The sequence below is a fragment of the Chryseobacterium sp. SIMBA_038 genome, assembly GCF_046535115.1.
Classification (GTDB): Bacteria; Bacteroidota; Bacteroidia; order Flavobacteriales; family Weeksellaceae; genus Chryseobacterium.
This window is the reverse complement of the sequence record NZ_JAWRXH010000001.1, coordinates 1,253,160-1,279,707: the sequence shown is the minus strand read 5'-3', so window position 1 is coordinate 1,279,707 and position 26,548 is coordinate 1,253,160. Positions and strand designations below refer to the sequence as shown.

General features: G+C 35.7%; 29 protein-coding genes. 8 read left to right on the top strand and 21 right to left on the bottom strand.

Translation table 11 applies throughout. From position 1 onward, the window contains the following. Positions 1–38: 38 nt before the first annotated feature. From SB689_RS05840 to SB689_RS05810, 7 genes are all read right to left on the bottom strand, one after another. Positions 39–1,556 carry an FAD-dependent oxidoreductase gene (locus SB689_RS05840; RefSeq protein ID WP_410691215.1) on the bottom strand — a complete coding sequence of 506 codons (1,518 nt, stop codon included), beginning with the start codon at positions 1,554–1,556 and terminating at the stop codon, positions 39–41. Positions 1,557–1,633: 77 nt separating this feature from the next. Further along, positions 1,634–1,891: a GlsB/YeaQ/YmgE family stress response membrane protein gene (locus tag SB689_RS05835; protein WP_346585912.1), complete on the bottom strand. Its 258-nt coding sequence runs from the start codon at positions 1,889–1,891 to the stop codon at positions 1,634–1,636. Between the two features lie 190 nt (positions 1,892–2,081). Continuing rightward, positions 2,082–2,924: a transporter gene (locus SB689_RS05830; RefSeq protein WP_410691214.1), complete on the bottom strand. Its 843-nt coding sequence runs from the start codon at positions 2,922–2,924 to the stop codon at positions 2,082–2,084. Positions 2,925–2,948: 24 nt separating this feature from the next. Beyond that, positions 2,949–3,911, bottom strand: coding sequence for a YihY/virulence factor BrkB family protein (locus SB689_RS05825; protein WP_410691213.1), 963 nt, complete (start codon positions 3,909–3,911; stop codon positions 2,949–2,951). 151 nt (positions 3,912–4,062) lie between these two features. Continuing rightward, complete coding sequence (locus SB689_RS05820; protein ID WP_410691212.1) at positions 4,063–4,530, bottom strand: PA2169 family four-helix-bundle protein; 468 nt, start codon at positions 4,528–4,530, stop codon at positions 4,063–4,065. A 295-nt stretch (positions 4,531–4,825) separates the two neighbouring features. Continuing rightward, positions 4,826–5,233, bottom strand: coding sequence for a hypothetical protein (locus SB689_RS05815; RefSeq protein WP_265427265.1), 408 nt, complete (start codon positions 5,231–5,233; stop codon positions 4,826–4,828). A 17-nt stretch (positions 5,234–5,250) separates the two neighbouring features. After that, complete coding sequence (locus SB689_RS05810; RefSeq protein WP_410691211.1) at positions 5,251–6,525, bottom strand: NAD(P)/FAD-dependent oxidoreductase; 1,275 nt, start codon at positions 6,523–6,525, stop codon at positions 5,251–5,253. Between the two features lie 239 nt (positions 6,526–6,764). Here SB689_RS05810 and SB689_RS05805 point away from each other — a divergent pair, with 239 nt between their 5' ends. The 4 genes from SB689_RS05805 (at position 6,765) to SB689_RS05790 (ending at position 9,426) form a co-directional block, all read left to right on the top strand. Further along, positions 6,765–7,007, top strand: coding sequence for a hypothetical protein (locus tag SB689_RS05805; protein ID WP_410691210.1), 243 nt, complete (start codon positions 6,765–6,767; stop codon positions 7,005–7,007). Positions 7,008–7,400: 393 nt separating this feature from the next. After that, positions 7,401–7,811, top strand: coding sequence for a single-stranded DNA-binding protein (locus SB689_RS05800; RefSeq protein WP_410691209.1), 411 nt, complete (start codon positions 7,401–7,403; stop codon positions 7,809–7,811). A gap of 41 nt (positions 7,812–7,852) precedes the next feature. Continuing rightward, entirely contained in the window at positions 7,853–8,926 is a 1,074-nt protein-coding gene (locus tag SB689_RS05795) for a DUF932 domain-containing protein (RefSeq protein WP_410691208.1), read from the top strand. A gap of 56 nt (positions 8,927–8,982) precedes the next feature. Beyond that, complete coding sequence (locus SB689_RS05790) at positions 8,983–9,426, top strand: JAB domain-containing protein (protein WP_410691207.1); 444 nt, start codon at positions 8,983–8,985, stop codon at positions 9,424–9,426. A 393-nt stretch (positions 9,427–9,819) separates the two neighbouring features. Here the strand turns inward: SB689_RS05790 and SB689_RS05785 are convergent, their stop codons facing one another. The 11 genes from SB689_RS05785 to SB689_RS05735 are packed head-to-tail and all read right to left on the bottom strand — an operon-like array spanning position 9,820 to position 18,772. After that, entirely contained in the window at positions 9,820–10,266 is a 447-nt protein-coding gene (locus SB689_RS05785) for a DUF3872 domain-containing protein (RefSeq protein ID WP_410691206.1), read from the bottom strand. Positions 10,267–10,275: 9 nt separating this feature from the next. Then, the gene (locus SB689_RS05780; RefSeq protein WP_410691205.1) at positions 10,276–10,836 is read right to left on the bottom strand and encodes a conjugal transfer protein TraO; all 561 of its coding nucleotides are present in this window, start codon (positions 10,834–10,836) and stop codon (positions 10,276–10,278) included. A gap of 1 nt (position 10,837) precedes the next feature. Then, positions 10,838–11,737 carry a conjugative transposon protein TraN gene (traN, locus tag SB689_RS05775; protein WP_410691204.1) on the bottom strand — a complete coding sequence of 300 codons (900 nt, stop codon included), beginning with the start codon at positions 11,735–11,737 and terminating at the stop codon, positions 10,838–10,840. Between the two features lie 20 nt (positions 11,738–11,757). Next, positions 11,758–13,089 carry a conjugative transposon protein TraM gene (gene traM, locus SB689_RS05770; protein WP_410691203.1) on the bottom strand — a complete coding sequence of 444 codons (1,332 nt, stop codon included), beginning with the start codon at positions 13,087–13,089 and terminating at the stop codon, positions 11,758–11,760. After that, on the bottom strand, positions 13,082–13,324 hold the full coding sequence (locus SB689_RS05765; RefSeq protein WP_410691202.1) for a hypothetical protein: 243 nt from the start codon (positions 13,322–13,324) through the stop codon (positions 13,082–13,084). Before SB689_RS05765 ends, traM begins: the two co-directional genes overlap by 8 nt. A 10-nt stretch (positions 13,325–13,334) precedes the next feature. Continuing rightward, on the bottom strand, positions 13,335–13,958 hold the full coding sequence (gene traK, locus SB689_RS05760; protein ID WP_410691201.1) for a conjugative transposon protein TraK: 624 nt from the start codon (positions 13,956–13,958) through the stop codon (positions 13,335–13,337). Positions 13,959–13,971: 13 nt separating this feature from the next. After that, a complete protein-coding gene (traJ, locus tag SB689_RS05755) occupies positions 13,972–14,964 on the bottom strand; it encodes a conjugative transposon protein TraJ (RefSeq protein ID WP_066674565.1) in 993 nt (330 codons plus the stop codon). A 1-nt stretch (position 14,965) separates the two neighbouring features. Then, a complete protein-coding gene (locus SB689_RS05750; protein ID WP_228414877.1) occupies positions 14,966–15,583 on the bottom strand; it encodes a DUF4141 domain-containing protein in 618 nt (205 codons plus the stop codon). 35 nt (positions 15,584–15,618) lie between these two features. Then, complete coding sequence (locus SB689_RS05745; protein WP_410691200.1) at positions 15,619–18,126, bottom strand: TraG family conjugative transposon ATPase; 2,508 nt, start codon at positions 18,124–18,126, stop codon at positions 15,619–15,621. Continuing rightward, a complete protein-coding gene (locus SB689_RS05740) occupies positions 18,123–18,455 on the bottom strand; it encodes a DUF4133 domain-containing protein (RefSeq protein ID WP_410691199.1) in 333 nt (110 codons plus the stop codon). The genes SB689_RS05745 and SB689_RS05740 overlap by 4 nt, the downstream gene beginning before the upstream one ends. An 11-nt stretch (positions 18,456–18,466) precedes the next feature. Continuing rightward, positions 18,467–18,772, bottom strand: a complete 306-nt coding sequence (locus SB689_RS05735; protein WP_123983620.1) for a DUF4134 domain-containing protein — start codon at positions 18,770–18,772, stop codon at positions 18,467–18,469. 170 nt (positions 18,773–18,942) lie between these two features. Here SB689_RS05735 and SB689_RS05730 point away from each other — a divergent pair, with 170 nt between their 5' ends. Next, the gene (locus SB689_RS05730) at positions 18,943–20,157 is read left to right on the top strand and encodes a Shedu immune nuclease family protein (protein WP_410691198.1); all 1,215 of its coding nucleotides are present in this window, start codon (positions 18,943–18,945) and stop codon (positions 20,155–20,157) included. A 17-nt stretch (positions 20,158–20,174) separates the two neighbouring features. On the opposite strand, the gene SB689_RS05725 is transcribed toward SB689_RS05730, so the two are convergent. The 3 genes from SB689_RS05725 to SB689_RS05715 are packed head-to-tail and all read right to left on the bottom strand — an operon-like array spanning position 20,175 to position 22,014. Next, positions 20,175–20,804, bottom strand: coding sequence for a conjugal transfer protein TraD (locus tag SB689_RS05725; RefSeq protein ID WP_410691197.1), 630 nt, complete (start codon positions 20,802–20,804; stop codon positions 20,175–20,177). Positions 20,805–20,806: 2 nt separating this feature from the next. After that, entirely contained in the window at positions 20,807–21,244 is a 438-nt protein-coding gene (locus SB689_RS05720) for a DUF3408 domain-containing protein (RefSeq protein WP_410691196.1), read from the bottom strand. A 2-nt stretch (positions 21,245–21,246) separates the two neighbouring features. After that, positions 21,247–22,014, bottom strand: a complete 768-nt coding sequence (locus SB689_RS05715) for a ParA family protein (protein WP_410691195.1) — start codon at positions 22,012–22,014, stop codon at positions 21,247–21,249. A 696-nt stretch (positions 22,015–22,710) separates the two neighbouring features. Here SB689_RS05715 and mobA point away from each other — a divergent pair. The 3 genes from mobA (at position 22,711) to mobC (ending at position 26,527) form a co-directional block, all read left to right on the top strand. Beyond that, positions 22,711–23,160, top strand: a complete 450-nt coding sequence (mobA, locus tag SB689_RS05710) for a conjugal transfer protein MobA (RefSeq protein WP_410691194.1) — start codon at positions 22,711–22,713, stop codon at positions 23,158–23,160. After that, positions 23,150–24,439 (top strand): conjugal transfer protein MobB, encoded by a 1,290-nt coding sequence (gene mobB / locus SB689_RS05705; RefSeq protein ID WP_410691193.1) that lies wholly within the window; start codon positions 23,150–23,152, stop codon positions 24,437–24,439. Before mobA ends, mobB begins: the two co-directional genes overlap by 11 nt. 90 nt (positions 24,440–24,529) lie before the next feature. Further along, positions 24,530–26,527 carry a conjugal transfer protein MobC gene (gene mobC / locus SB689_RS05700; protein ID WP_410691192.1) on the top strand — a complete coding sequence of 666 codons (1,998 nt, stop codon included), beginning with the start codon at positions 24,530–24,532 and terminating at the stop codon, positions 26,525–26,527. Positions 26,528–26,548: the final 21 nt, after the last annotated feature.

The window sequence follows — 26,548 nt, the reverse complement described above, 5'->3', positions numbered from 1 at the left end:
AAATAAATGTTCACCAATGTTGAGGTAATTGTCGGCTATTAAATTTCATTGTCAATTTTTTTTAAATTCGACATTGCAGGTCCGTTGAGCAATTTGCCTTCAATATCAAAACGTGATCCGTGGTACGGACAGTCCCAAGAAACTTCGGAAGGATTCCATGCCACATTACAGCCCGTATGAGGACATATGGGGCTTAGCAGATGCAATTCATCTTTATCATCGCGATAAGCAGCATACGTATTGCCGTCATGCTTGATTATTCTTCCCTCACCACTGCTTATCTCATTGAGTTCAGTAATTTTATCTGCCGCAAATTTATCTTTTACAAAATGGATAGAAGCATTGACCACTTCATCGAGAATGTTTCCTGCGCTAACTATAGGCTTGATACGTGCAGGAGATAGGAGTTTAGCTAACTCTGTTATTTTATTCTCCATTAAATCGGGAATAATCAGTGACGTCATCGATCCGAAAGTCATTCCATTACCTGTGAAACCTGTAGAAATATAGATATTGTCTTCACCCGGCATTTTTCCAATATAGGGTAAGCCATCTGCAGACTGATAATATTGAGATGACCATTTTGCCGTAACTTCTTTATACTTAAAATTGTTATCTACATATTCCATGAGATCTTCAAAATGTTTTTCGGTATCATTTTCATCACCAGTTTTATGGTCGAAACCTCCAACAATTAGGAAGTAATTATTGTCTGACTTATGATAACGGGCATAGTGATATGGATTATAAAGATCGGCAGTCTGCGCCATTGATTTTACAGGGTTGGCAAGCTTCAGGGTAACCGAATAACTTCTATAAGGAGCCAAAAGAACACTGAAACGGTTGTTTCCTGGGGGAATATGGGTAGCCCAAACTAAATTTCTTGCCGTGAATATTGTATGATCGTTAGTTGTAACCTTAACGATTCCGTCTTTATTTTTTAAGTCTGTAACTTGTGCTCCTGTTACAATTGCTCCGCCTTGTTTAATATATTCTTTGAGTAACTTATTGATATATCTGAGCGGGTGAAATTGTGCCTGACTTTTAATTTCAATGGCTTTTTCAAATTTCAGGGTAAATGGAATGCTGAAAACCTGTTGAGTATCTATTCCTACTTGATGATGGGCTTCTAAGATATCATCCAACTTTTTAGATTGCTTTTCATCAGTACTGAAAAGATAATAACTACATTCGTTAAAGTCACAAGAGATATGGTATTGCAGAATATTATGCTTGATATACCGCACTGTTTCTTTTGCGGAATTGGCTAGTAATACCGCTGAGCTTTCCCCAAAATTTTTAATGATTTCGTCGTAAGATGAATCAAAAAAATTATTGATATGTGCAGTAGTTCCACCGGTTGTTCCAAATCCAGGATTTTCTTTTTCAATGAGAAGACAATTACGACCTCTATTCTGAAGTTCCTTTGCTAAAGTCACTCCTGTTATTCCTGCACCAACAATGATGGTGTCAAAATCATTCGCTGTATAAGTTTGTAACGCTTCTTGCTCTATGTTATACTGCCATAAGCTTTTATTATTACCGTCTCTGTTCATAATAATTTTTTTTAGTGATTGGTGTAACAGAAAAGTGCCGGCATACTTTTAATGAACCGACACCCAGGTGTAAATAATTATCTTTTTTTAGTAAAGGCTCCATAAATGATCAGAACAATAATGGCTCCTAGAACAGAGATTCCTATAGTTCCCAGATCCCAGGGATTTCCATCATCCCCAATTCCGAGTACCCCTGCAATAAAACCTCCTACCAATGCGCCCACTATTCCAAGAATAATGGTTATAATCCATCCGCCGCCTTGATTTCCAGGCATTAAAAACTTGGCGATTGCCCCTACTATTAATCCAAAAAGGATCCATGCTAAAATTCCCATAATATATTTTTTTGTGATAGTAATGTGGTTTGTGTTAGCAGGCAGAGAACCAAATGTATACCAATCAGATCCATCAACAGCAGCGGAAAATTAATAATTATTATACTATGATTATGGTCATAAATGATGTGAATTATAGCGGAAACTTTCCAATTTTCAAAGAATTATAAAAACTTTTAAATAATAGAATTTAATGACGGTAAGAAGCACCGATGAAATAATGTTTTGCTGCGGTATCTTGTATTCCATAATTAATTCCGATATCTAATTTAAAGTCTTTGACAACTTCCATTTGAATTGCAGCATTAATAAAATTGGAAAGCTCATGGGCTTTAAAATTATAGGTGTAATAAGTTTCAGCTATCCAGTCTATTCCTTTTGATAATGGATGACTAATTGTCAATGTTTGCAGGAATTCAGTATGCATTTCCGGTTGATCAAGATCCTTGAGTCTATCCACTTCCACCTGTAGACCCAATTTCCATTTTCCAGGTAACTTATAGGACATAGGTACAATTAGTCCACCTTCCAGGCAGCTCTCTTGGTTATATTTTGAAGTAGGCAATTTGACGTAGGGCAGGATGGCCAGAGCAAAGTCACCATGGTCGTTTCCTATTATATTCTGTTTAATCCTGAATGTTATATCACCGATTCCGTCAGTTTTTACTACAGAATTTGAAACTAAGTCTGTTTCCTTTTGCCGACCGTAGGTTTGAAAACCAATCTGTATGGCTGTGCCTCCCGTGATTCCAATTTTTAAGTTGGCCTGATTGATCAGTAATGTGCTTGTTTCCAGTAAATCTGATTTTTCTTTTATCAGCCGTACTATATCTGTTTCATATTGAATATGCCCAGCATCGATCGTGTAGGGAGATTCTGTAACATCGGGACGGTCAGTTTCCATTTCCCTCATATGCTCCTTTGGTACAGGATGAAAAAGTGAATAGTTCAGATGCTTTTGCTGTGCAAGGCACACCGCTGGCAGACATACAACACTAAACGTTAACTTTAAAAAAAAGTGAAAATTATTCATGGTTTTTATTTTAAGTTTTTGAAACTAAATCGTCGAATCTTTCACCGTTTTATCAGGAGTTTTTTCAGCAGTTATTATGTTTTTCGAGTCTTCTTTAGATACTATTTGCGGGCTCCATTTTGCATGTTTTGAAGGTTTAAGTTGATGCCCCATTTTTTTAGCATAGACCTTAGTAAATTCTGCACCAAAGAAAATAATCTGACAGGTATAATTAATCCACAACAACAGTAAAATAACAGTCCCGGCAGTACCAAACGCAGAACTGGGATTGAACGTTTCAAAATAAAAAGTGAGGATATACTTTCCAAGTGTAAACAGTGCAGCAGTTACTGCAGCTCCAACCCACACTGATTTCCATTGTAACTCAACATCCGGCAGAATTTTGAACATGGCTGCGAAAAGAAACAGTGTAACAAGAAAGCCTACAACAATATTAATAATATTCACCAAAACCAGGGTTTCCAATCCGAAACGGTGGATAACCCAATCGTTAGCAAGACCGATGAAAGAACTTAGCAGCAAGGTAATGAGCATAAGAAATGCAATGACAATAATCATCCCCAGAGAATTCGCACGGTCGAGAAGATATTTTTCCCAAGCCTTTTTAGGAGTTGCCACGATATCCCACAGCTTATTGAGGGATTTTTGAAATTGGAAGAAAAGTGAAGTTGCCCCAAAAACAAGCGTAACGATTCCAATGATTTTCATAACGATGTTCTTTTTATCCACCATGCCGGCTACGACCATTTCTTCAAGACTCTTACCAACATCTTTCCCCATCATGCTCCCGATAAGTTTAGTGATTTCTCCCCGTACCGCTTCTTCACCAAAGAATATACCCGTGAGCCATATAACTATAATTAAGAGTCCAGGAATTGAAAAAATGGCGGTATAGGCTAAGCTGGCAGCCTCGGTTCCCAGATCCCGTGCACTCCAGTCCTTGTATGTACCTTTAAGTATTTCCCAAAAATTATTAATTGCTTTCATGATGTATAGTATTACCGGTAAAAATCAGGTATATAATTTTTACTTAATATTGTGAAACTAACAGAATCATAAGGTTATTACTTGGATATCACTTCCGATTCTTAAATTAGTCTGTGAAAATTATGATAGAGCTTGCTAGATACGAAACAGATTATTCATCTTTCTTTTTATAATGTTCGATGTTATTGAACTGATGGTAAGAAATGCGCAGCTGTCTCAACTGTTCCGCAATTATCTTTGAACTTTCGCTGCAAAGATCACCGCTTTTTAATGCATTATCGTATGCTTCAATGGCATGTTTTTCACCAAAAACTACATTCTCCAAGGTTTCTTTATCACTATTACTTGTCGGTATGGAATTTTTAATATCGATCCACGTCCGGTGTAGACTACCAGCCAATGATGATGTTTCTTCATCAGGATTTCCACCTCTTTCAGTAATGAGATTAATAATTTCATTCTTCATTATTTTTGACTGAGAGATCATTTTATCATATTCACCCTTTAGATCAGAATAGCTTTCCCAAACTTTTCCTTCTACGCTTTCAAAACCTTTAATTCTGTCATTGGTAATATGAAGTAATTCATTAAGTGCTGAAATTGTTTTATTATTTTCCATACTGAATATTTTTGAATGATTGAACAATAAATATGCCTATACTGTTTATTTTGTGGTATGTTAAGGCTTTATTTTTATAAAATTCGCAAACGGATAATGTGTGAATCTATTAAATCTGAGATTTAATTATTTGAACAGCAGTTTATTAATTATTGTCATACATAAAAAGTGTTATTTTTAAAAACATAGTAGTAAAATGTTAATAATCATTTGCTGTATACTGAAGTATTTATAAGTCTTATTCCTATATTTTACATGGTAAAAAAATTACCCCTGCGAGCAGGGGTAATGAGTCTTACTTAATTTTATCATAGATAAATTTGGTAACTATTGCACCGAAAATATAGTATCCGACGGTCATGAATTTCTTTTTATTATTCTCTGCTACAGGATGATCATTCAAACCCATTTTTTGAGGAAGAACAATGGCTCCTATTCCGGCTGCAATTCCGCTTGCGAAATTATGATTTGTTGCTGTGGTTCCATAGTAAATAGCGTTGCTCACAATGTCACCAGCTAAAGTTGCTGCATACAATTTATCAGGATCAGAAATTTCAAGTGCCGTAGAATCGGTTACTTTTTTTAACGCTTCTTCGCCCACCTCATTGATATGGGGTACGTTGTCAAAATTTTTTCTGACGATTTCGTGGAGTAGGTTAAGTGCGATGGCTCCGCCCAAACCTGCTAACATTTTCTTAAGCATAATATGTATTTTAAAAGTTAATTTTTATTATTCTGACCATTTTTGCCAGGTTGCAAAATCATTCTTATAGAAGGATTATTGGTTATAAATAATCTGAACCATTCCAAGGCAAGCCTTACTCTGTTTCTAAAGCCTGTCAATGGAATGATATGTATAAAAAGCCAGGTAAGCCATGCGAAAAAACCTGTATAAGAGAATTTAGGCAGATCAACCACGGCTTTGTATTTTGAAATAATGGCCATGCTGCCTTTGTCTTTATACACAAAAGATTGTAAAGGTTTCTGATTATGGAGTTTTATAAAATTTTTAGCGGCTAATTTTGCTTGTTGAATAGCAACCTGAGCAAGCTGAGGATGTCCTTTAGGATAATTTTTATCCGTTAACTGCAAACAGATATCTCCTAATGCCCAGACATTATTAAACCCTAAAACTCTGTTGTATTCATCAACTAATAATCTTCTTCCTTTACCTATACTCGTTTCGGGAATACCCAATACTTCACGACCGACTACCCCGGAGGTCCAGATGAGTGTTTCTGTTTTTATTTTTCTTCCATCTGATAGTATAACATTTCCCTCAACGTAATCTTTTACTGAAACGTTCAGAAGAATATTAACGCCGAGTCTTTTTAAATTATCATATGCGGTTTTTTTTGCAGCATCGCTCATAGGAGCTAACAATGATGGGAGCGCATCGATCAGATAAAGATGGGAGAGATTAAGTGCAATTTCAGGATATTCCTTTTCTGCGACAAAAGCACCCATCTCTGCGATCATCCCTGCCAGTTCAACTCCGGTCGGTCCACCCCCTGCAATCACGATATTCTGTAACCTTTCTGCTTTATTCTCATCTTGATTTCTTGAAGCTTTTTCAAGGTTTAGCAGTAAGTGATTCTTAATATATAAGGCTTCATTAATGGTTTTCATAGGCAACGCACACTCTTGTACATGATCTAGCCCAAAAAAATTAGTTTCGGTTCCCAGCGCAAAAATCGCATGATCATATGTTATTGAGCCGGTATCTGTCTCAATGATCTGAAGTTCTGTATTAATGGATGTAAAACTTCCCATATGATACTGAACATTTATATAATCTGAGAATAACTTTCTGAATGGATAGCTGATGTGTGAAGGTTCAATAAATGCAGTAGCTACCTGATAAATTAACGGAGGAAAGAAATGGTAATTATTTTGGTCAACCAATGTAATAATGAAATCATTAGATTTAGCAATAGTTTTGATGAAATTAATACCTGCAAAACCTCCTCCTATGATGACGATATGTTTTTTCATAAAAGAATATTTTTATGATTGGTGTAATAAAATGTAATCAATAATAAGACCAATTTCCCCGATAAATGGTTTTGTGGTACTTTTTATAAAATACATAAATATCAATAATCATAATTTAAAATTTATAAACCGATTGATTCTAAATATTTACATTTGCTAAAATCACTATTATATTCTTGGATGTAAAAATTTGGATGAATGTATAATATATTCTAAGAAATGCACATCTGGCAAAATACATGTTCTATTTGTTACTGAATCGAAAAAAAGTAAACATGAGAAAAGAAGAACAATTTCAACAGACTTTATTACGAAAAACAGTCGTAATAACAGGCTCTAGCAGTGGAGTACGAAGAACTGCTGCAGAAGATTTTGCTTTGGAAGGATCACTGCTTCGTAAATCCATAGCTACTTTCGGGTTTCCAACCAGAAGAATACTTGCTTTACCAATATTATCTACTAATAAGTTTTTACTTTTGTAGTAGCATTTGTTTTAATTGCTATTGGATTTGTAGGACTTAGCATGCATACACCCATCTGATTGTTAATCTATTTATTCTTTACTCGATGGTTCGTTTTAAATGTAAATTAAATATTTAACAAAATAAACCAGTAAAAAGGCAGCTAAGGTATATCAGTCATCCATTTCTTTACCCAGCCAAAAGACTACGGCATAAACGGTTTCCTCCCTGAAGGTGCCCTCCAATTATTCCGTTTCCTTTTGGCTTTTCCCCCTGTCCGCTAAGATTATCTGCTTTCTTTTTTCCGGTTTTTCTTTTGAAAAATATTCAGCGAAGCCTGAAAGGCTTTTAGGGGATGGATCGGAGAAAAGATTAACAAAAATCAAAATGTACAATCTTTAAAAACCTACGATTATGAACATCATCGGAAGACTGACAAGGAATGCGGAAGTACGCAAACTGTCAAATGAAAAACAGGTAGTTAATTTTTCAATTGCTACAAACGACAACTATCGTAATAAGCAGGGCGAACGAATTGAACAGATCACCTATTTTGAATGTGCCTATTGGAAATCTCCAAAGGTGGCTGACTTTTTAACAAAAGGCACTTTAGTAGAGCTAAGCGGTAGAGCCTACACATCTGCATGGTTGGGGAAAGATGGAGAACCTCATGCAGGTTTAAATTTTCACACCTCACTGATCAAGGTTCATAGCGGTGGTAAAAAAACTGAAAATAATTCTAACGAATCCAACAAAACAACCAAGAAAGAAATTGGTAATTCCAAATCAAATGAAAACGATAAGGATGATGACCTCCCATTTTAAAACAATCAAAGACAATTTTCTAACATTTTAATACTAACATCATGGCACATAATTTAAATTTCAACAACAGAACAGGAAAATATTCATTTTTCAGTGTAAAAGAAAAAGTATGGCACAACTTAGGGCAAGTTGTACAGGAGTATCCAACAAGTGAAGAAGCCATCAGATTCGCAGGGCTTGATTATGAGGTTGAAAAGTCTCCCATATTCACTAAAGGCACTGGTATTATAGAAAATGATGAGGAAATAATCATGAATGATTCAGCATTGGAAGTTCCCAACTATTTTGCCAACATTCGTACCGATAATAATACGGTATTAGGTGTAGTTGGAAAAGACTACCAAATTGTACAAAACCGTGAAGCCTTTTCTTTCTTTGATGCTATCGTAGGCGGGGGAGATGGTATTTTGTACGAGACTGCAGGAGTTTTGGGTAACGGTGAAAGAATCTTCATTACGGCTAAACTCCCTGACTATATTCGTGTAGGAAATGGTGATGATATAACGGAAAAATATATTTTTCTTACAACCTCTCACGATGGAAACGGAAGCATAACCGCTGCATTTACTCCCGTCCGCATTGTCTGTCAAAACACTTTAAACGCTTCATTGAAAAATATGAGTAATGTCGTACGAATCAGACATACAGCGGGAGCAAAACAGCGTTTGGAAGATGCTCACAAAGTGATGGATTTAGCCAATCAATTAAGCTATGAATTAGAAAACACTTTTAATCATTGGGCAAAAATAACCGTCGGAGACGATGAAATGAAAAGACTGATTCAGCTGGCACTTTGTCCTAATAAAGAAACTCTAACTCATTTACAGAAAGGAAATTTTGATGAAATTTCAGCACTCTTTAAAAATACGGTAGATGATGCTTTTGCTTATGCAATGATTAGTGAAAGTCAGCAAATGGAAACAACCAAAGGAACATTATATGGTGCGTACAACGCCGTGACAGGATATTTTCAGAATGTCAGGAACTATAAAAACAATGAAGCAAAATTACAGTCGATTGTTTTAGGCGGAACCGCACAAATGAAATCCCAAAAAGCATTTGAACTTTGTAAAACTTTCTCCCGTCTGGGTTCTAATTCACTTATTCTCAATTAATCTCATAATTTATAAGCACGGGAAATCTGAGACTCTGCCGTGCAGGAGCAAAAAACATGAATTACAATATTGTTAACGAAATAAAGCTGACCTACACAAGAAAAGGAAATTCTGAAAAAATCATTTCCTCATCAAGAGATGCTGTAAAAGTATTTCGCCAGCATTTTGACACAGGCGAAATGGATTACAGAGAATCTTTCTACGCACTTTATCTGAATCAGGCTAATAAAGTTTTAGGGATAAAAAAAATTTCGGAATGCGGAATTGCTTCCACAGTTGTAGATGTAAGAATTATCATGCAGGCTGCACTTTTGTGTAATGCATCAGGAATTATTTTAGCACATAATCATCCATCGGGTAATCTGAAACCATCACAGGAAGACTTAAATGTTACGCAAAAAATTAAGGAGGCATCGCAGTTTTTAAATATTCAATTGCTCGACCATTGTATATTAACTTCCACTGCTTATATATCATTTGCTGATGACGGTCATTTGTAAATATTAAAATAAGAAAACGGCAATCTTTAGGTTGCCGTTTTTTCCGATTCGGGCGAAAAAACAATTCCTTCCGGTGGTCGGAAACGTCTTTTCGCATGTGTTATGGAGCAATAACTTTGATGAATTTGTTATCAGTAATTCAAAGTTTCATCAAAGATATTACAGATATGATTTGGCCTATTTAGAATAGTACGATATTTCTTTAAGTTGGGAAAACATAAAATTTCTCTTTACTGTCGAAAACTTCTTTTTGTTATACAAACGTAACACAATACGCCATAAGACGAGGCCTGCAGCTTTATTAAGTTACGTCATTAATCTTTACTTTTATTTGCAAATTGTACTCTTTCTAATCAATAAAAAATCCCACAATTTTAGTGGGATGTGTTACTGCTAATCTTTAGTATTAAATTGAAAACTAGTTGGTCTTTCATTTCCAAAACTATCGTAAATCCAGACATCAAAACTTTGCGAAACAGTTGATGTTGATGTGTAATACAGTCTAAATTCTTTTTCGCTAAGCTCGTATGAATCATTGGGTATGTAAGGTGGTTCATTGTTATAACGCAGTATTCCGTTGCCATCAAACTGAAAATACCTGAGATAATATTTAGTTTCGGCATAATTACCTTTTGAAATAATTTTCAATCTGATTTCAACAGTTTCTCCATTAGCAATATCTTTTGGAATTGGCATAATATTCAGTTCAAATGGGAAATTTTGCTGTATTTCCAAATCATTTGTCGAGCAGGATGACAGACTCAATTCAAAAAGTATCATGACCGGAATAATCAGTAGTAAGGCAAGCCCTTTTTTTATGATGATTTTAATATTTTTCATGGGTAAATTTTATAAATTAATTCTTATTCCCAGACCTGCCGAAGGTCTGATCAGTTCACGGGAGGAATTCCACAAGGCTTTTGCTTTTATATGAGGGATCAAAGCAATTCGGTCAGAAATATAAATCTCTACGGAAATTTTCCCGCCGACACCATAAACCAAATTGGATTCACTCAAAATCTCAGCTCCGTCAAAAAGCAGATCATTTCCTTTATTAATACTTTCAAAACCTGCTGTTGCAGATAACGAGAAATTAAATAACACGTACTTTTTGTGATCTGATATCAGATTAAAACTGTAACCGGCTTCCGCAAGAAAGGTTTCAACGGGTATTGTGATAGTTTCGTAGTTCTGCTTTTCTTTCAGGTATTCAAAACTGAAAAAACTGTAATTTCCTTTCCCTGACTGATTCGTTATTGTTGTGTTGAGAAAATAATTCTCGCTTTTAGAATCATTTAAAAGAAATCCGGCGTTGAATTCAATCGCTTTCTGTTTAGGGATTAACCGCTGAGCTTTTGTTGTTAAGCTTATCAGAAATAAGCCTATGATATAAAGGTGTAGCCTTTTCATGTTATTTCAGTTTTAGATTTATATCCTTAAAAACAGATGCGCCAATCAGGTCGTTATTGGTAACCTGCATTTTTAAATGCCGACCGCCATTTTTTTCTAAAATTTCTATTTCTAAGATTTGACCGTCCATAAGCGTAAACTGATCTAACAGGAAAATATCAAATGCTTCATCATGCTCTTCGACCTTCGGAATTGTGGAATAATTCCGAAGCGGAGACAATATCCTGTCCTGTATAACTGTTCTTTTTATTTTCTTCTCATCCACAATCTTAAAACTGATGAAATCGACAGGATAGGGAATGTTTCCGGAGTTTTTTAGGTGTATGATAAAATAATATTTACCTTCATGAACATACAAGCCTCGAAGCAAAAACTGAATTCCAAAGCTTTTGTTTCCGATGTGCTTGATGGTTCTTTTCGTATTTTTGTACAAGGTTTGCATCATCATTTCTGTCAGCGAAGATGAGCTTCCATCCATAGTATCAAAAGTTACATCTGCAGCATATTCCTTTTCATTGTTACGCTGGAGTTTAAGCAGATCGTAGTTTAAAGTGTCCGGATAAGAGCTGTAAAAAACATCGAAGCTGTAAAACTTCCCATCTTCAGTGACCACTGAAAAATTGGTTTCTTCTTCAAAATCTCTTGTTGATGCTTTTACCCTTAAAACATTGGCAACGTCATCAGTCTTGTTGGCAATCAGGTTTTCACTGCCTAAATCAACATATTTAATGGGTGAAGGAAATAATAAGTGTGTTGTTTTATTATACGTAACTTCCATTTTGTAGGATTCAAGTCTTGCCTGATTCAGTGACATCAAACCATCTTTATCCTGTGCATTGACTGAATGGTAAAGGATGATCAATGACAGCAAAGTCATCCATTTATTTAAAATATTTTTCATTGATTTTAATTTATTTTTGATTAATTTTTAGCCACCAAAAGAATTTGATGACCGGCTTTTACAGTAACTTTAGGTATTCTGATCTTTCTCTGGAAATATCCCGAAACTCCCTGAACAACTCCACGTGTCAGATCAGAAGCTATTTGCTGACCTGCAGATTGAGTCATCATGATGTTTGTTCCGGATGATTGGCTCATATTGGCAACTATATCATTCACCGTATTTTGTTCCGGAGTATAGGGAATGTATAAACCCACTTGACCGTCATTATCGTGAATAGAAATTTCGACAGGTTGTATTGAGCCTCGATATTCGATACTCGATATTTTCATCTGTAATCTCCCGCTCTGAAATTTGCAGGAAGCCCTCAGTAAAGTTCCCTCTGGTACTAATATTCTACCTAACATCATTGGTTCAGAAAGTCGTAATGAAATAAAACTTTCAGCAGTGACCATCTGGGTTTGATGAATTACTGCCCGTATGCTGTTCCGGGTTATTTGATTGCTGACCTGATTACCTTGTATATCGATGAAATTGTTTCTGTTCAAGCTCGCTAGAAACGCACTGTCACTAGGCTCACGGTACAAAGCAGATATTACATTTTTGTTGAGATGCTTTACTGAATTAATCTTAACCTTTGGTTGGGTTGGCTCAGATTTCACAGAGGTATCGGATGGTTTTGTCTCTACAAAATTTCCATTTTGATGAGAAGATGACGGAAGATATTTTGCTGCCAACTGGTAAGATTTTTCCATCAGTTCCAACTGCTCATCAATTCCGCTACCTTTCGGTGTAGAATTATTCTGCAGAGATTCATTTTTCAATCTTGAAATCTCTTTTTTCAAATTGCTTACTTCCTGATCATCTCTACTGTAAAAGTTCCCCAAAGTCTGTTGTGCATTACGGTAACTGTTTATCGCATTTTGGTCGCCATTCGTCAGCATTCCCGACTTATCCGTTGAGTTTAGTGGGGCTGATTGACCTGGTGAAAGATTTGTTGCCTCATCATCATTCCAGTAATCAGATAATGTAGTCAAAGTATTTCTTTTTTCTTCATTTTTCTGTTCAAGCAGTTGCTGTTCATATGCTTTCTGCTTATCAGACTGCAGTTTGTCAGCAGCTGCCTGTGGAACCGCTGAATTAAAACCGCCATCCTCAATGAGAAGATTCTTTTCTTTGGGTTTAAAAATGAGATAAAGACAACCCGCACACACCACAGCCATTAAAAAATAAATGAGTGGTTTCTTGAATTTTTCAAATCTTTGCAAATTGGTCAATGACTGTTCCTCGTTATCCATTCTGTCGGAATTGCCTTCTGTAAGTCTTATCTGTGTTCTGTTCTCGTTATTCATTATGAGGGGCTTTATTAATTATACTTTGAGGAATTCCCTGAATATGACTAATGGAAAGGATATTGTTTCCGTTAGACGTTTCGTACCAAATGTAGGTGATGGTTAAAACCGTCAACATAACATACATTCCTAAAAAGAACTTTGTCAATGTTCTCTGTCTGTTGCTACTTAAAGATTTCCAATGGTTTTCCATCGAATCGATATATTGGTCAATTGCTAATCTGAATTTTTTCATAATGTATATTTTAGCGGTCAACAGTTTCGATATCTTTATTTTCAATAACATTGAATTTTTCCATCGTAAATCCTTGGGGATTGTTGTCAGACCTTACAGAGTTGACAAGCATACAGCTGGTAATTAAACTTCTTTTGGTCAGATTGCTGGATCTGTAGATAAACTGCTTTGCGAAGGTTTGAACCTGGTACGGATAGCTTTCAAAGTTGGCAGAAACACTGTCTATCTCAATTCTCTGTTGGATATTCCCTGAAATAATTCTGTTGTAATATCCTTTTTCTGAAAGGTCTTTGTAATAATTAAAAGCAGACTGATCAGCTAAATTGAATGCTCTTTTTACATTACTTTCAATCGCATTTTTATCCGGTGCAATCGTGAAGAAGAGTTCATGAAAACGTCTGACATGCTCTCTTGCTTCGACGGGTCTATTAAGAGACATATCCTGAGATAAAGCGACCATCAATGATTTGCCGTTATCCAATACATAAATTTTCTGACGCTGTTCTTCAGCAAACTCGTATGATTTGTATACAACAACCCCTACAACTCCGAAACATAACAGGGCAAAAATAAAAGTGAATAATCTGATTTGCCTGAAACTGCTTTCGATATTTTTTAAGATTTTAAATTCCATTTTTTTGTTTTAATTATTTTAATAACCTTCCTGAAATATTTCCTGTTGCTGAACCGGCAGCTGCTCCTGCAATGTTTCCGGACTTCGATGCGGTCTGATTGACATTACGCATAAAGTTTCCAGCACCTCCCGCCTGAATAACCCAGCCTGTTACAGTTGGAACGGTGAAGTAACCTATGATTCCGATAATCATGTAGATGATGTAAACAGTGTTGGACGTATCCGGAATAAAATTAGGATCAGCCAACATCTCTATATCCCGTTCCAGAATCAAAGTCTGTATTTTTGCCAGGATAGCACTGAAAATATCAGCAACAGGTAACCACAAATACACACTGATGTATCTGGTCAACCACTGCGTGAGTGTTGATTGAAATCCATCCCAAACCGATATGGCAAAGGCGATTGGACCGAGTATGGAGAGAACAATTAAGAAAAAGGTTCTGATGGTATCAATAACCAGTGCGGCTGCCTGAAATAGAATTTCCAGAAATTCTCTAAAACCATCTCTGATCTGTTTTTTAACTTCAAACATCTGCCTTTCCATATACATTCCTGACATCGTCACCAGATCTGATGGAGACCATCCCAGTTCTTCCAGTTTTTTATCAAACTCATCATCTGAGATCAGATAGGCCATTTCAGGATTTCTCAGCATGGCTTCTCTTTCCAATAAATCCTTTTTCTGCTGAAGTTCATTCATATCCAAAACCTGATCCTCCAACATGGAATGACTGCCTTGAACAACGGGGCTTAAAACCCCATTGATACTTCCTAAAACCAATGTTGAAAAAAACATAATGCAGATTCCGATAGCAAATGGTCTCAACATAGGAAACAGATCGATGGGTTCAGCACGGCTTAATGCCTGCCAAACTTTTATTGCTACATAAAATAGTGCTCCCAATCCAGCAACGCCCTTTGCGACTGCTGCCATATCTGCACACATCGGCATCATCTCATCATAGACTGTTCTTAAAACTTCGTGTAAGTTTGTAGGTTCCATCTTACCAGTATTTTTGATTCGACGTTCCGTAAAGATTAAGCACCCGTTGGGTGTTGTTCTGCTTCTTGGCTCTCAGGTAGCTGACAGAAATATTTTTGTTCGTATAGTAGCGAACCAGATTGTGATAGTCTTTTACAGCCTTATATACCTTATCAATGATATCCATTCTTTCTTTATCATTTAATGAAAGACTGCTGGTATTGACAATCTGCTTTAGCTCTTTTAAAAGTTCTGTACTTTCATTCAGTAATGTTGAATAGCCGTTCGCAATAGCAGTCAGTTCCTGAGCATTAAAGTTGGGATCATTCAACATTTTCCCGAAATTGTTCACATACATTTCCGAAACATCGCCCACCAGTAATACAGTCTGCTGAACTTTTCTTGCATCCTTGACCAGATTGTTTACAGCTTTGAGTTTATCATAATATTCCTTACCCTGTTCGTAAACTTTCTTGACTTCATTGAAATTCTTGACTACGTTCGAAACGGTATTAGAGGTCTGAACAATTTCGTTCGCTGAGTTCAGAATTCCCGAGGCTAAATTGGCTGGGTCTGTCACTACAAACTGTGCTTTTGCTGTGGAGGTTAATGCCACCGCTGTAACCATCATCGTGGTCATGATTAAATTTTTCATTGTTGTAAAATTTTAATTGATTAATTTTCTTTTGTCGATTTGATTCGCTTTAGCGAAATCCTCTTGATCGCATTCTCAACATTGCCATCAAGTTCGGAGGCCAGATTCATGACTTCCATTTTTTCGGTTTCTTCAGTAGTGTATGCTAAGTATTCTTCGGTGGAAACTTCGGTAGCGTAGACTGCTGAATGCGTTCCTCCTAGTCCAATCCAAACTTCTTTGTAAAGTCTTCTGGGATCATTGTTCATATTGATGGAAAGTACCTGAGCTTTTTCCTTATCTGTTAAGCCCAGCATCGCCTGGATATCATCAAATTTGTTCATATATTTTCGCTGATCCAGTAAAATCTTACAGTCGGAATTGTTGATGATGCTTTCTTTTACAATCGGAGACTGGATAATATCATCTACTTCCTGGGTAACTACGATAGCTTCGCCGAAGAATTTCCTGACGGTCTTGAACAGATATTTGATATATTCTGCCATGCCTTCTTTGGCAATGGCTTTCCATGCTTCTTCAATGAGGATCAGTTTTCTGATTCCCTTGAGTCTTCTCATTTTGTTAATGAAGACTTCCATAATAATGATGGTCACAATCGGAAACAGGATTTTATGGTCTTTGATCGCATCGATCTCAAATACAATAAACCTTTTGGATAAAAGATCAAGTTGTTTATCAGAATTGAGCAGATAATCATATTCGCCTCCTTTGTAATAAGGCTCTAAAACATTAAGAAAGTTCGCAATGTCAAAATCCTTTTCTCTCACTTTCTTTTTTTCAAGGACAGATCGATAATCTTCTTTTACGAATTCGTAAAAGCCGTTAAATGAAGGATAGTCATTGTTATTTTTGATCTTTTCAATATATCCGCTTACTGCATTGGAAAGCGCAACTTCCTCTGACCTTGTTGGCGGTTCGTCATCTCTTTTCCATAGGGTGAGGATTAAGGTTTTGATACTTTCTCTTTTTTCGATATCAAAGATTCCGTCATCGGTATAGAATGGATTAAAGGCAATCGGATTGTCTTCTGTGTACGTAAAGTAAACACCGTCTTCTCCTTTGGATTTACCTTTAATTAATTCGCAGAGCCCCTGATATGAATTTCCGGTATCCACCAAAAGTACATGAGCTCCCTGTTCATAATACTGCCTGACCATGTGGTTGGTAAAGAATGATTTTCCACTTCCGGAAGGTCCGAGAATAAATTTGTTCCGATTGGTAATAATTCCCTGTTTCATCGGAAGATCGGAGATATCCAAGTGAATAGGTTTTCCTGTCAATCGATCCGCCATCTTGATTCCAAATGGTGAAGGTGAATTCTGGTAATTGGTTTCCTGTGTAAAAAAGCATAATGCGGGTTCTATGAACGTATAGAAGCTTTCTTCCGCAGGAAAATCTGCTGCATTGCCGGGAATACCCGCCCAATATAAAGTCGCTGTATCTGTTGTGTTATGGCGGGGCTTACATTCCATAAGGGACAAAGCACTTCCTGTATCATTTTTCAATTGCTTTAATTCCACAGGGTTATCAGACCATGACATCACATTGAAATGAGCACGAATGGACTGCAGTCCAAACGAATGGGCTTCATTCAGATATTTTTCAATCCATTCTTTATTGATTTGATTGGCTCTGCTGTAACGTGCCAGCGAGTGCATATTCCTTGCAGACTTTTCAAATTTTACTAGGTTTTCTGCGCTGTTGTCGATAAACAGATATTGATTATAAATGTGATTGCAATTGAGGAGCAATCCCACCGGAGATGCAAATGACAATAAACAGTCGCTTCTGTCGGTGCTTAGTTTTTCATAACGGCTGTGAGAAGAGACTGTTCCCGGTAAATCGTCCGTATCAGAAAGCGTATGCAGGCTGATACGATTATTGCCAACTCTCATTTCTTCTGCTCCTAAATTTAAATCCTGAAGGGAAGGGTTAACATCTCGGGATAATGTCAGATATTGCTCAAGTAATCCCGATTGTTTTTCTGTTCCGGTAATCTTATTCTCCGTCATCCGTTCCAAATGAACATAACCATTGTCATTCATGATTCTTTCAAATTGATCGACGGTTTCCATAAATCTGCTCATCAGCTCCTTATCTCTGATTTCCTTTGGAATAATTTTGCCTTTACACAGTGAGGAGAAATTACTCTGCATTCTCATTCTCTCTTTGCTTGTTTTGGTAAGAAAGAGGTAACAATAATGGTTCAAAAAGGGTCGCTCGTTAAAATGCCTTTCAAATGATTTGGATAAAAAGCTTTGATCTTCTTTCGATAGGTCAGGATGATAGTTTTCCTTGATAAACCAATCCTGCTTGTGAACAATCGTGAAGTCAGGCAAGGTCTTAATGGCTTTAAACCAAGCTGAATGAATGGCTTCATATTCAGAGGAAGCAACGGTAAACAATTCCGGAAGGCTTACTTTAAAACAAACCGTAACATCAGCATCTTTTGATATAATACAGCTTTCTTCTACTGCCAGCAGTGGAAATTTACTTTCCAACGTAGCTGCTTTCGACTGATTTCTCATAATGCAGCTTTTTTGGCGTTGGATTTTAGATATCTGAAGATTGACTTTCGGCTGATGATGTATTTAGGATGCTTTTTGTTTGCACCCAGTTTCATCAATCCGTGTTCTCCATATTTTCTGTTGAGTGAGAAAGTCTGCCAGATCAGTAAGCTGGCACTTATACCTCCTAATCCCAAACAGAAATAGGTGCTGACTCCTGCCATGTACATGATCATGACCACAATCAAAAGACCTAACAAACCACCTGCGAAAATGAAAAGGTACTGCGCTTTTAATCCTTTGAACTCTACGGTTCTTCCGATTCCTTTATTGATGTTATAGGTATTCATAATAATCAATTTTAAAGGAAGAATGAACGGAGAATAGTAGCTGCAACAATCAGGAAGATACAGGCTCCGAACCAGCTTGCAGCGGTTTTACTGGTGTCAGGGTCGCCACTGCTGAATTTGTTGTAAACTTTTACTCCTCCAATGAGTCCGACGACTGCTCCAATGGCATAAATGAGTTGCGTGGCCGGCTCGAAATAGGAGGTGACCATTTGTGTGGCTTCGTTGATTCCCGCAGTTCCGTTTCCCTGAGCGGATAGATTGATGCTCATGAGTAAAGCTACTGCTGAAATCAGAAGCTTTTTTCTTTGTTTTTCCATAATGTAAACAGGTTAAATTGTTAGCATTACCCACAGTATGTGAGCTTTGGAGACAAAGGTGTTGGGAAGGGGGAATGATTTTAAGAATATCGCAGTTTGAGGAATGATTTGGCTTTACTTGCGTACTTTGAATCTTTAAATTACCTAAATTCGTCCCGAACTATTATTCCATGGAAACAGTAAAAATTATAAAAACTGAAAAACACTTAATTTTAAAGTATGAAGGTGCGCAGATTGATGATGATTGGGTGCGTAATGCTCTTAAAGAAGAAGGTGAGGTTACAATTAAAAGATTTTATTTTGAAGTTTGCGATTTATTATATGAGCAAGATCTTGATAATAAAAATAACGATGAAGATGCCGAAGTTCTTCCTATAGAATTTATATTAGCAGAACGAGAAGGAGATTATTATAGAATTAAGAGAAAAGTTTTTTCACTAAATAATCACTTTTATTTTCATAGTTCGTTAAAGCTTACAAGAAAGCACTTTATAGCAGAAACAAAAATATCAATACTCAAATCTATTGATTCTTTAGTTACAGAAAATGTTAGAATTGGCGGAAGTCAGGAAAGTCAAGAAATATTCATGCCTTTTGAAATGTATGAAGACATGATAAAAAATTTCCCCACAACTCACGAGAAATATTTATATTCACAAGCTAGAGTAGCTTCTATTATAAAAAACTATTTCAATTCTACCACGGATGGAGAACATAAATTTGAAAAATATCTAAACAAGAAAAGTACTATTACAGGAACAAATCTGACAAAAGTTTTTAAAAAGTATGAATTAGTTAAGTACGAAACAATATACGATAAATTGACTTCAATGTTAAACAATGAAGTAGGATACAGTGAAGATCAATGGCAAAATGAAATTCTACAAATAATTTTACTGCTATACCCCAAATACATTTTTGCAACTAAAACAGTTTATGTACCTATTGATGGAAATAAAAAAAAGTTTTTAGACTTTATTTTAATTGATAGTAATGGGAATGTAGATGTTATTGAAATAAAAAAACCTTTTTCTAAGGTTATTATGACAGAAAATCTCTATAGAAATAATCACACACCACACAGAGACTTGATAGGAACCGTTATGCAAGTTGAAAAATATCTTTACCATCTAAGTAGATATGGAGCTAGAGGAGAAAGAACTCTAACACAAAAATATAGTAGTGAGCTTCCTGAAAATTTGAGCATTAAGATTACCAATCCAAAAGGATTTATCATTATGGGGAGATCTAAAAATTTAAAGAATGAGCAACTTGCTGATTTCGAAATTGTGAAAAGACAGTACAAGAATGTTATTGACATTATTACTTACGACGATTTATTACAACGCCTAAAATTTACAATTACTCAGATTAAAAAACTCTAAAATGTTGTTAGGTATGTTTAGATAAATTTTTCAATATCAAAATTTTTATAATCGCTCTCCCGCAAAAAAGAAGAATTAGAATTGTTTTCAGAAGAAAGACTTTTATCCAATAGCTCAGCAATTTTCGTGGAAGCCCCTTCAATAGAATTTTCTAATAAATTGAATAATTCGGTTCCCTGTATTTTTTGAATAATATCTGCCGCAGTTTCCTTTTGAGATAATTCTGATTTTTGATCTTTCAGAAATGCCTCCACGGTATTTAATTCTTCAAAGGTTACCCCTATGGATAAACCGTTATCATTATCGAAAATTTGATATTGACTCCATTCTTCTTCCTCTTCCTCAAAATCTGGAGTACTTCTGAAAACATCATTTAATTCTTCCTGCGGAATTTGAATATCAACTGTTTTATCGTTGATTTCTTCTTCAAAATTAGAAGTTCTGCGCGTTTGTTTTTCAATACGATGCTCTCCGTCGTTGTTTGGCAATGGCTGGCTTTTTACAGATTGAGACAGTCCCATAATACTTGAAGATGTTTTGGTATTTTCAGATGTAATTTCTTTTTCTGATCTTTTTTGAAAAACAATTTTTTCTTTCATCATCAGTACAATGATAATCAGAAGACAGACTAATATTAAAATTTCCATAATTAAAAAAGGGGTTTAAAATGTTCATTGAAGTCCGAAGTAATAGCTTCCTCAAATAGTTCAAAATGATGTTCAAGAATATTATCCAGGTAAGCATAAAGAGGAATTTCATCCTGTCCTATAACCTGAATGATGCGAGATAATCTTTCATGATATTCTTTGCGGATATAGATGGTTTTGTCTCCTCGTTTTTTCATCGAATGGCTAACAAGAAATTGTTGACCATAACTCTCCATATTTTTCAGCTTTAAACTCTTTTTTTGATATTGGACAGCTTTTTTTTCAAGAACAGTCTTTTCATTAATTTCTGAATTTTGAATCCCTGACTTCTCAGTTTCAGGAATCTCCAAACCTTCTTTTTTTACACCATCGACCATCATGTTCATCATCAGTGCTTCGTTAATATCTGGGGTAATGTTTTTCTTGAGGTTTTTTTCCATAACTAGATTTGAATAATTTTTAAAAACTCAATGAGGAAAAGGTCAAGCCTGCAGGCTTTCAGTAAATTTTCATCCGCAGGTAGCAAAGTGGACCGGAAAACTGTTTTTGAATTTTCTTCACTTTCTTTTCTGAAACGGGTAGAATTTTTAATCTGAATATCCATTAAATTTAAACCCAGTTGGTGGATTAAATCATTGTAAATATTGTACAAAGGTGTACTCTCTCTGCCATCGACCTGATTCCAGAATAAATGGATACTTTTAAGGGATGTTTCTCCTTTTTTCATAATAACATCTTGTAAAAGTTGGCTAAAAACTAGTGTGCTTTCCATAACTAACCGATCTGCTGTGATGGGTGTAAAGATATGATGCATTCCTGCCAAAGCTTTTAAGATTCCCGGAGTATTAACGGTTCCCGGAAGATCAAAAAAGATGATATCAATAGGAATAGGTGATGTTTCTGAAAATTCGTGAGCAGCTTCTAAAATATGATCTGCTTTATATTGCAAAATGGGATAAGCTTTTTTGTTGATGGTTGTAAATTGCTTGTAAGCCAGTTTTTTTAAATGCAGATTTTCCATAACCATAGCGAGATCACGGGTTTTCATTTTCATTAAACTATGTTGTGGAAAGTCTGCATCGAATACCGCAATATTATAGCCCAGTCGATAATGTAAAATGCTCGCTAAAAGAGTCGTAAAGGTACTTTTTCCTACACCTCCTTTTTGTGATGAAAAAGCAATAAATAAAGGTTGTTTTTTGGTGTCCATATTTTAAAAATTAAGATTTAAAAATTATTAATTTCATTTTTTAAGCTTGATTCCCAGCTTTTATGCATTCAGCCCCATACTCACTTTAACTGTCAGTCAGTTAAGAAAGCTATCATGCTTTCTGAGCTTCAGTTTATCTTAGAATCAATATTTCTTGATTGCAGGATTGCTGGTTTCTTAGCTTGCTAGTATTCTGGACGGAGTGATCGAGTTCTGGCTGTCTTTCTATAATTTCAGGATCCCTGCTTTATTGATTGCCAGAATGTTTGCAATCCGGAATTCTTTCTGTTCAACTGTCATGATTGCTAGACTGCTGCATAGAATTCTTTAGCAAAGAACTCATCATTTTCTTTCGCTTCCATTAAAGTGGTTGTCTTTGACTGTGAAAGGTTGTCTTTGCGTAATCTTCGAGTAGATCGTTTGCTGTTTACTATGTTTTACTTTGTAAAACAATAACTTATAAAATATAATATGAATCCTTCAAATGAAGTTTTTGAAAATAAAAGATAAAAGCATAAAGCTTTCTAAGAAGCTTATAATGGTCTGTCCTGATGACAGATTATGGTGTTCGAAAGAACACAGCAAGTTGTGTTTTGAGTGCCTCATAACTGTTTTTGTGCCTCAAAACAACTTGCCCTGCCGGGAGCTGGAAAACACTCTCCAAAGTCGAGGTTTATTAATGGATTAAATTGGATTATGGAAGATCATAGCAGAAATTATAGAAATAGAGGCGGGCGTAAACCTAAAGCCAATCCTAGTACCCATCGTTATGTATTTCGATTGAATGATGAAGAAAACGCTCAATTTTTAACACTTTTTGAAGCATCAGGACTTCATAATAAAGCTAGATTTATTGTGAATACCTTGTTTTCAAAAGAGATTAAAACGGTAAAGATCGATAAGGGATCGGTTGATTTCCACATGAGACTGACGTCTTTTTATTCTCAGTTTAGGGCAGTAGGTGTAAATTATAACCAGGTTGTCAAATTGCTGTACATGCATTTTACCGAAAAGAAAGCTGCGGCATTTTTGTATAAGCTGGAGAAGCAAACTGCTGAACTTGCAGTTTTATGCCGGAAAATTATTGAACTGGCCAACGACTTTAATAATACTCATCTTAAAAAATCGAAAGGAGATGATTGCTAAAATTGGACGAAGCAGCAATTTATATGGTGCATTAGCTTACAATAATCGGAAAGTTCAACAGGGAAATGGCAAAATCTTGTGGACAAATAAAATGATTGAAACTCCCAATGGTCAATATACAATACCACAGTTAATCGAGTCATTTTATCCTTATTTGGCTGCCAACCGAAATACTGAAAAACATACCTTGCATATATCACTTAATCCAAATCCAAAAGATCGAGTGAGTGATAATGACTTTATCAAGTTAGCAGAAGAATATATGAAGGATATGGGATACGGTGATCAGCCCTATGTTGTGTTTAAGCATACTGATATTGACAGGATCCATATTCACATTGTTTCAGTAACTGTCGATGAATATGGAAGAAAGATCTCAGATCGGTTTGAAAAGCGTCGTTCCATGCAAGTATGCAGAAAATTGGAACATAAATATAATTTAGTAACTGCCGCGAAAAATCAAAATGAGAAAAATGAAATGAGTGTTAAACCTGTTGATTATTACAAGGGAAATATTAAAAACCAACTATCTTCTGTAATTCGAAATCTATGCAACAATTATCGGTTTAAAACTTTTGGAGAATATAATGCCTTACTTTCATTATTTAATATATCCGTGGAAAAAGTAGAAGGAGAGTTAGGCGGAAGATCACAGACTGGATTGGTCTATTTTGTATTGGATAATAAAAAAAATAGAATGGGACGCCCATTGAAGTCTTCAAAAATAGGAAAAAGTGTAGGAGTCGCAGCCATTGAATCATATTTTCAAAAATCTAAGACGTCTTTACAGAATAATTCTTACAAAACCTTGGTAAAAAGAATGGTTGAGAATGCATTGCAAGAAACCAATAAAGAAAAGGATTTTATAGAAGCACTAAAAAGTAAGGGAATAAATACGATTATTCGTCGAAATAATACGGGACGTATGTATGGAATTACTTTTGTAGATCACAATACAAAAACCGTGTGGAATGGGTCCGGCCTGGGAAAAGAGCTTTCAGCGAACTCATTAGATTTACAATGGCGGACTGACAAATGCGCCGGAAAGACAAATGAAAATGATTTCAAATCAAAACTCCCAAGGTTGAAAATAGATTATCCATCTTTCGAGGTGACACATTATCTTTTTGACTTCTTAGAAGTTGCAGATTTACCCTATGGGGCTCACAATGATGTTATTGATGGTTTCGAAGGCCTGTTTAATTTTATCAGTGAGCCGGATCCTCACGAAGAAGATTTCACAAGACAAATGAAGAAAAGGAAAAGAAAAAAAAGTTAGATACAAAGTGCCAAACAGTTCCTTATAATTCCTCATCTGAAAATGATCTTGGGACAAAATTTATATTCAGCAGAATCAAAATTTTGAAACATGCAAAGCGAAGACGATGTAAGGGGATTAGCTAAAATAATGGCATTGATGAGAGCGGTAAGTATACTGCTTGTTCTCATGCATTTTTATTGGTACTGTTATGTTTTCTTTCTTGAAAGAGAATGGACGTTTGAGATTGTGAATAAGATATTATACAAATTCAACAGGACAGCAGGTTTATTTTCATTTCCTGTATATACTAAACTCTTTTCCTTGCTATTATTATCCTTAAGTTGCCTGGGAACCAAGGGGGTAAAAAATGAAAATATAACCTGGTGTAAGATTCGATGGGCAGGTGTTATTGGCACAATATTATTTTTTCTTAATACTCCATTTTTAAGTTTGTCCCAGTCTTTCAGTGCTTTATTGTATATTTTTTCTACCTCTGCAGGGTATATCTTACTACTGATGACAGGAGTCTGGATGAGTAGGTTACTTAAAAACAATCTGATGGATGATGTTTTTAATAATGAAAATGAAAGTTTCATGCAGGAAACCAAACTCATGGAAAATGAATATTCTGTCAATTTGCCTACTCAATTTTATTATAATGGAACATGGAACAAAGGATGGATTAATGTTGTCAATCCATTCAGGGCAACCATTGTACTGGGTACCCCTGGCTCCGGAAAGTCCTATGCCATTGTTAATAATTATATCAAGCAACACATTGAAAAGGGATTTTCCATGTACATCTATGATTTTAAATTCGATGATCTTTCAACCATTGCTTATAATCATGTATTAAAACATCAGGATAAGTACAAGGTCAAGCCTAAATTTTATGTGATTAATTTTGATGATCCCCAAAAAAGCCATCGATGTAATCCATTAAATCCCAATTTTATGACGGATATTTCAGATGCCTACGAAGCAGCATATACCATAATGCTAAATCTTAACCGAAGCTGGATACAGAAACAGGGAGACTTTTTTGTAGAATCTCCGATTATTCTTTTGGCTGCGATAATTTGGTTTCTAAAGATTTATCAGGATGGAAAATACTGTACATTTCCTCATGCTATTGAATTGCTTAATAAAAAATATTCCGACGTTTTTACGATTCTAACTTCTTATCCCGATCTGGAAAACTACCTGTCCCCATTTATGGATGCATGGCAAGGTGGGGCACAAGATCAGCTACAAGGACAGATTGCTTCGGCTAAAATTCCGCTCTCAAGAATGATAAGCCCACAGCTTTATTGGGTAATGACCGGCGACGATTTCTCATTGGATATTAATAACCCGAAAGAACCCAAAATTTTATGCGTGGGAAATAACCCGGATCGTCAAAATATCTATTCTGCTGCATTGGGTTTATACAACTCTCGTATTGTTAAACTCATTAATAAAAAAGGAAAGTTAAAAAGTTCTGTTATCATTGATGAGTTGCCTACTATCTACTTTAGAGGACTGGACAATCTCATTGCAACAGCAAGAAGTAATAAAGTTGCGGTATGCTTAGGGTTTCAGGATTTCTCTCAGTTAACAAGGGATTATGGAGATAAAGAAAGCAAAGTGATCCAGAATACCGTTGGAAATATTTTCAGCGGACAGGTAGTGGGGGAGACTGCAAAAAGCCTTTCAGAACGTTTTGGAAAAGTACTGCAAAAACGACAGAGTATGACTATCAACAGAAGTGATACCTCTACTTCAATATCTACTCAATTGGACAGTTTAATTCCGGCTTCCAAAATTTCAACGCTGACGCAAGGAATGTTTGTCGGTGCTGTATCGGATAATTTTGAGGAGCGTATAGAGCAGAAAATGTTTCACGCTGAAATTGTTGTCGATAATGAGAAGGTTTCTGCTGAAACCAGAACTTACCAAAAAATTCCTAAGATTCTTTCTTTTACAGATGCCTATGGTGAAGACCATATGAAAGAAATGATAGATACTCATTATAAGCAGATTAAAAATGACATCGTTGAGATTGTTGAAAATGAGATGGAAAGAATTAAGGATGATCCTGATTTACAACATTTGCTCCAAAGCTAAAGAGGCTGTTTCACATGGAAA

Bases quoted from the DNA above. Each gene is read 5' to 3' on its own strand.
- SB689_RS05840 (WP_410691215.1), bottom strand. From the start codon at position 1,556: ATGAACAGAGACGGTAATAATAAAAGCTTATGGCAGTATAACATAGAG.
- SB689_RS05835 (WP_346585912.1), bottom strand. From the start codon at position 1,891: ATGGGAATTTTAGCATGGATCCTTTTTGGATTAATAGTAGGGGCAATC.
- SB689_RS05830 (WP_410691214.1), bottom strand. From the start codon at position 2,924: ATGAATAATTTTCACTTTTTTTTAAAGTTAACGTTTAGTGTTGTATGT.
- SB689_RS05825 (WP_410691213.1), bottom strand. From the start codon at position 3,911: ATGAAAGCAATTAATAATTTTTGGGAAATACTTAAAGGTACATACAAG.
- SB689_RS05820 (WP_410691212.1), bottom strand. From the start codon at position 4,530: ATGGAAAATAATAAAACAATTTCAGCACTTAATGAATTACTTCATATT.
- SB689_RS05815 (WP_265427265.1), bottom strand. From the start codon at position 5,233: ATGCTTAAGAAAATGTTAGCAGGTTTGGGCGGAGCCATCGCACTTAAC.
- SB689_RS05810 (WP_410691211.1), bottom strand. From the start codon at position 6,525: ATGAAAAAACATATCGTCATCATAGGAGGAGGTTTTGCAGGTATTAAT.
- SB689_RS05805 (WP_410691210.1), top strand. From the start codon at position 6,765: ATGTTCTATTTGTTACTGAATCGAAAAAAAGTAAACATGAGAAAAGAA.
- SB689_RS05800 (WP_410691209.1), top strand. From the start codon at position 7,401: ATGAACATCATCGGAAGACTGACAAGGAATGCGGAAGTACGCAAACTG.
- SB689_RS05795 (WP_410691208.1), top strand. From the start codon at position 7,853: ATGGCACATAATTTAAATTTCAACAACAGAACAGGAAAATATTCATTT.
- SB689_RS05790 (WP_410691207.1), top strand. From the start codon at position 8,983: ATGAATTACAATATTGTTAACGAAATAAAGCTGACCTACACAAGAAAA.
- SB689_RS05785 (WP_410691206.1), bottom strand. From the start codon at position 10,266: ATGAAAAATATTAAAATCATCATAAAAAAAGGGCTTGCCTTACTACTG.
- SB689_RS05780 (WP_410691205.1), bottom strand. From the start codon at position 10,836: ATGAAAAGGCTACACCTTTATATCATAGGCTTATTTCTGATAAGCTTA.
- traN (WP_410691204.1), bottom strand. From the start codon at position 11,737: ATGAAAAATATTTTAAATAAATGGATGACTTTGCTGTCATTGATCATC.
- traM (WP_410691203.1), bottom strand. From the start codon at position 13,089: ATGAATAACGAGAACAGAACACAGATAAGACTTACAGAAGGCAATTCC.
- SB689_RS05765 (WP_410691202.1), bottom strand. From the start codon at position 13,324: ATGAAAAAATTCAGATTAGCAATTGACCAATATATCGATTCGATGGAA.
- traK (WP_410691201.1), bottom strand. From the start codon at position 13,958: ATGGAATTTAAAATCTTAAAAAATATCGAAAGCAGTTTCAGGCAAATC.
- traJ (WP_066674565.1), bottom strand. From the start codon at position 14,964: ATGGAACCTACAAACTTACACGAAGTTTTAAGAACAGTCTATGATGAG.
- SB689_RS05750 (WP_228414877.1), bottom strand. From the start codon at position 15,583: ATGACCACGATGATGGTTACAGCGGTGGCATTAACCTCCACAGCAAAA.
- SB689_RS05745 (WP_410691200.1), bottom strand. From the start codon at position 18,126: ATGAGAAATCAGTCGAAAGCAGCTACGTTGGAAAGTAAATTTCCACTG.
- SB689_RS05740 (WP_410691199.1), bottom strand. From the start codon at position 18,455: ATGAATACCTATAACATCAATAAAGGAATCGGAAGAACCGTAGAGTTC.
- SB689_RS05735 (WP_123983620.1), bottom strand. From the start codon at position 18,772: ATGGAAAAACAAAGAAAAAAGCTTCTGATTTCAGCAGTAGCTTTACTC.
- SB689_RS05730 (WP_410691198.1), top strand. From the start codon at position 18,943: ATGGAAACAGTAAAAATTATAAAAACTGAAAAACACTTAATTTTAAAG.
- SB689_RS05725 (WP_410691197.1), bottom strand. From the start codon at position 20,804: ATGGAAATTTTAATATTAGTCTGTCTTCTGATTATCATTGTACTGATG.
- SB689_RS05720 (WP_410691196.1), bottom strand. From the start codon at position 21,244: ATGGAAAAAAACCTCAAGAAAAACATTACCCCAGATATTAACGAAGCA.
- SB689_RS05715 (WP_410691195.1), bottom strand. From the start codon at position 22,014: ATGGACACCAAAAAACAACCTTTATTTATTGCTTTTTCATCACAAAAA.
- mobA (WP_410691194.1), top strand. From the start codon at position 22,711: ATGGAAGATCATAGCAGAAATTATAGAAATAGAGGCGGGCGTAAACCT.
- mobB (WP_410691193.1), top strand. From the start codon at position 23,150: ATGATTGCTAAAATTGGACGAAGCAGCAATTTATATGGTGCATTAGCT.
- mobC (WP_410691192.1), top strand. From the start codon at position 24,530: ATGCAAAGCGAAGACGATGTAAGGGGATTAGCTAAAATAATGGCATTG.